This is a genomic window from Streptomyces hygroscopicus subsp. hygroscopicus (assembly GCF_001553455.1).
Taxonomy (GTDB): domain Bacteria; phylum Actinomycetota; class Actinomycetes; order Streptomycetales; family Streptomycetaceae; genus Streptomyces; species Streptomyces hygroscopicus.
Map to the genome: position 1 here is coordinate 1 of NZ_BBOX01000529.1, position 3,908 is coordinate 3,908.

Annotated in this window: 3 protein-coding genes; 2 read left to right on the forward strand and 1 reads right to left on the reverse strand. The window is 74.7% G+C overall.

What is annotated here, in order from left to right:
• Positions 1–26: 26 nt before the first annotated feature.
• Positions 27–1,211, reverse strand: a complete 1,185-nt coding sequence (locus AXW62_RS38025) for an acyl-CoA dehydrogenase family protein (RefSeq protein WP_060948382.1) — start codon at positions 1,209–1,211, stop codon at positions 27–29.
• Positions 1,212–1,467: 256 nt separating this feature from the next.
• Here AXW62_RS38025 and AXW62_RS38030 point away from each other — a divergent pair, with 256 nt between their 5' ends.
• Together AXW62_RS38030 and AXW62_RS38040 are read left to right on the forward strand one after the other, a co-directional pair.
• Entirely contained in the window at positions 1,468–2,061 is a 594-nt protein-coding gene (locus AXW62_RS38030) for an NADPH-dependent FMN reductase (protein WP_244503038.1), read from the forward strand.
• A gap of 500 nt (positions 2,062–2,561) precedes the next feature.
• On the forward strand, positions 2,562–3,908 hold a 1,347-nt coding region (locus tag AXW62_RS38040), incomplete at its 3' end, for an AAA family ATPase (protein WP_159061061.1).

A 3,908-nucleotide genomic window follows, 5' to 3' on the forward strand; every position in this document is an offset into this window, starting at 1 on the left:
GGCCGAGGGCCCGCGCCGACGGACGGTCAGAACAGCAGCGACACCGGAGCGCCGGTGCCGAGCAGCGACCGGGCGTAGTCTTCGAAAATCATCGGCCGGTTGAGCGCCGTGTGCCGGCTGCCGATCTCCAGGTCCCGCCAGTACCGCTGCACCGGGTGGGTCTGGGCGAACCCGCTGGTGCCCGCCAAGTCCAGCAGGCGCTGCATCGCCTCGCGGCAGCGCTCCAGCGAGCTGACCATGTGCATGCGCAGCCGGGCCCGCTCCTCCGGGGTCGCGTCCTCGCCCTCGGGCACGGCGTCGAACCCGTCCGCCACCGCGAGCATGTGCAGCATGCCCGTGTCGATCAGGTGGGTGGCCTCGGCGAACTCCTGCTGCACGGACAGCGAGTCGATGGCCCGGGAGTAGGTGGAGAAGGCGAGGGGCTTGTGCTCCTCCAGCTTGTCCCGGACCACGTCCAGCGCCCCGCGGGCGGCGCCCACCAGGGACGACAGGGAGTGCAGATTGCCCTTGATCAGGACGGTGGCGGGGACCGGCGAGTCGGGCTCGCCGTTCTCCTTCAGCGGCGCGAACTGCATGAAGCGGTCCGGCACGAACACATCCTCGGCCACCATCGCGTGGGTGCCGGTGCCCAGCAGGCCGGCCACGTTCCAGGTGCGCTCGATGCGCAGGTCGGTGGGGGGAGCCAGCAGGTTGGCCACGCCCGTCTGCTTGCCGTCCTCGTAGACCGGCACCCAGGCGAGGAAGGCCCAGTCCGAGATCTCGCAGCCCGAGGCGTAGGGGAAGCGGCCGTTGACCTTCACACCGCCGTCCACCTTGTCACCCCGCAGCTTGGGGTCGAGGCTGGCGGCCGAGAGCATGACGGCGTCCGGGTTGGCGCCGTAGATCTCCCGCAGACCGGGCTCGGGCATGAGCATCACGAGGTCGACGGAGGCGGCGTGGTTGGCGGCGATCCAGCCGGTGGACGGACATCCGCGGCCCAGCTCGCACAGGACCTCCACCTGGTGACGCATCGGCAGCTCCCAGCCGCCCCACTTCCGGGGCGTGCTGAGCCGCAGCAGACCCGCCTCGCGCAGGGCGGTCATGCTCTCGTCCGGGACCCTCGACTCCTTCTCGGTCTGCTCGGCGTTGCGCCGCAGCAGAGGGATCAGACCCTGTGCCCGTTCGATCAGCTCCGCACGGGTGGGGACCCGCTCGGCGGTCGTCTCGGACATGGTGGTTCCTCCTTGGGTGCCGTTCGCGGGTGACTTCGTCCCACGTCCACGGGCAGTTGAGGCGAAAGGGCCGGCGGACGCGCGGCGGCGGTGTGCCCGCCGCGCCCTCCGTTACGCGAAGTGCCCGCGGCGGCACACGTTAGCGGCGGTTGCCCCGAGTCCGTCCACGGCGCTGTAATCGCCCGTCCGCCCACCGCCGAGCGCCGCGTTACCCGCGATAGAACGGGCGATGGAACCCGCTGCATAGAGTCGGGGTGTGGATCACGGGACAACGGCGTACACGGTGCAGCGACCCGTCAACGTACTGGGCATCGGCGGCTCGACCCGGCCGGGTTCGACCGCCGAGCTGGCCCTGCGCGCCACGCTGGCCGCCGCGGAACGCCTCGGCGCGAAGGGCACGGTCATCGGCGGCGCCGAGCTGGTGATGCCGCTGTACGACCCGGCGGAACGGGATCTGTCCCGGCCGGCCAGGCGGCTGCTGGAGGCGGTGGCCGAGGCCGACGCGCTGGTGATCGCCAGCCCCGCCTACCACGGCAGCACCTCGGGCCTGTTGAAGAACGCCCTGGACCACATCGAGGAGTTGCGCACCGACGAGCGCCCGTACCTCAGCGGCCGTGCCGTGGGGTGTCTGACGGTGGCCCAGGGCTGGCAGAGCGGCGTGGCCACGCTGGGCGCGTTGCGTACGATCACGCATGCGCTGCGGGGCTGGCCGACACCACTCGGGGTGGTGGTGAACACCTCGGCCACCGGGTTCACCGAGGACGGCCACTGCGCGGACCCCCGGGTGCGGGAGCAGATGGAGACCATGGCCCGGCAGGTGGTCGAGTTCGCCAGGATGTCCCATCGGTGACGCCTCGTCACCGCGTCGCGACAGGCATCCGCTCCTCCTCCGGTTCACTCGCGTACCACCACCTGAGCGCGACCGGGCCCGGCGACCCCGGCCACGCCGGCGCCCGACCGCTTCCGCCCGGAAGGCCCGGGGGAAAGGCCCGGGTCCCCTTCGGCGGCCTCCGGGATGTTGTCCCGTCCGGCCCTCGCCCCGGCGGGCGAGCCGGGACGCTCCCCGGAGTCCGGCGGCGACGCCTCCCCGGAGCCCGGCGGCGACGCGTCCCGCTTCCCGCGCCGGCCGCGCACGACGCGCGCCCCGACCCGGGCGGCCTTGGTCTCCCGCGGGTACCCGCTGGAGCTCTTCGCCCCCGTCGGGCCGACCACCGAAAGGCGGCTCCGGCTCCATACGCCGCCGCATGGCCGCCCACACCGTCCGGAGCCGTGTTTTAGGTGTATCCCTAAACAAATTTCCGTAAGGGTGTGCTTGATTGGCCGAAAAGGCCACGTCAAGAGGGAGGTGCCATGGGCAGAGGCCGCCTGTGGGGACGGCAGGACGAACGCGCCGCCCTGGACCGGTCGCTGGCCGACGCGGCCGGGCGCGGCGCGCTGGTCGTCCTCCGCGGCGCCCGGGGCATGGGCAGGACCGCGCTGCTGAACGCCGTGGCGGACGCCTGGCGGGCCGCGGGCGTCCAGGTCCTGGCCACCCGGTTCGGCGATACCGCGGACCCGGCGGACACGTTCGGGTTCCAGGCGGTCGTACGGGCCGTCCGCGACCACGTCGAGCAGCTGGACGAGCCGCGCCTGACGGACGCGATCGGGGGGCTGGTCCGGCTGTGCGCCGGCCGGCCGTGGACCCGTCCGGAGCGTACGGTCTCGTTCGTCCTCGAACTGGCCGCCATGTTCGACTCGATCAGCGGCCCGGCCCCGGTCGCGCTGCTGGTCGACGACGCCGACGGGGTGGCCGGACCGGCGGCGGCCCTCGACGCGGCGCGCCGGCCGGGCTGTCTGGTGGTCGCCGCGGTCCGGGACACCGCTTCCACCGGCCGGGGCGCCGCCGCGATGACCCAGTTGGTCACCCTGGCCGACCTGGTGATCGACCTGCCGCCGCTGACCGGGGACCACCTGGACCGGCTGGTCGCCGAGCGGTACCCCGCCCCGCCGGACGAGGCCCTGCTGCCCGCGCTGTGCCAGGCCCTGGGCCCGCTGGCCGGGAACCCCGGCGCCGTACTCGCCACGCTGGCCGACCTGGAGGCGAGGGGCCGGCTGACGCCGGTGCACGGGCGGCTCTGCCTCGGTGCGCCGGACCGGCCGATCGCCCTGGCCGCGGACGGCCCGGCCGGCCCGCTCGAGGAGCTGGGCGAGGGCGCCGCGGCGGTGGCCGGCCTGATCGCGCTCGGCCCCGTCGGCCTGGACGAGCTGCCGCTGCTCGCGGCGGCCCGCGGGATGCGGCCCGCCGGCTGCGGACAGCTCGTCGACACGCTGGTCGACCGCGGTGTGCTGGAGACGGACACCGACGGCCGCCTGCGGCACCGCTCCCCCGCGCTCGCCACGCTGCTGCGGGAGCGGACGGACCCCGCCGTCGCCGCCGCGCTGCGCAGATCGCTGGCCGACGCGCTGCGCCGAAGGTTCGCCGCCGGGCTGCCGGTGGACCCGGCGGCGCTGGCCGATCGGGTCGCGGACGCCGGCCGGGCGCTGCCCCGCGACCTCGCGCTCGGGAGACTGCTGGCCACCCTCGCCGCCCGCCCGGACGAGGACCCGGCCCGGGCGGCGGCGTGGCTGCGGGCCGCCTGGTGGCACGCCGCCGACGATCGGCTCCGCGTCCGCCTCGCCGGCCCGCTGCTGCGGCTGCTGGTCCGCGCCGGGCACTAC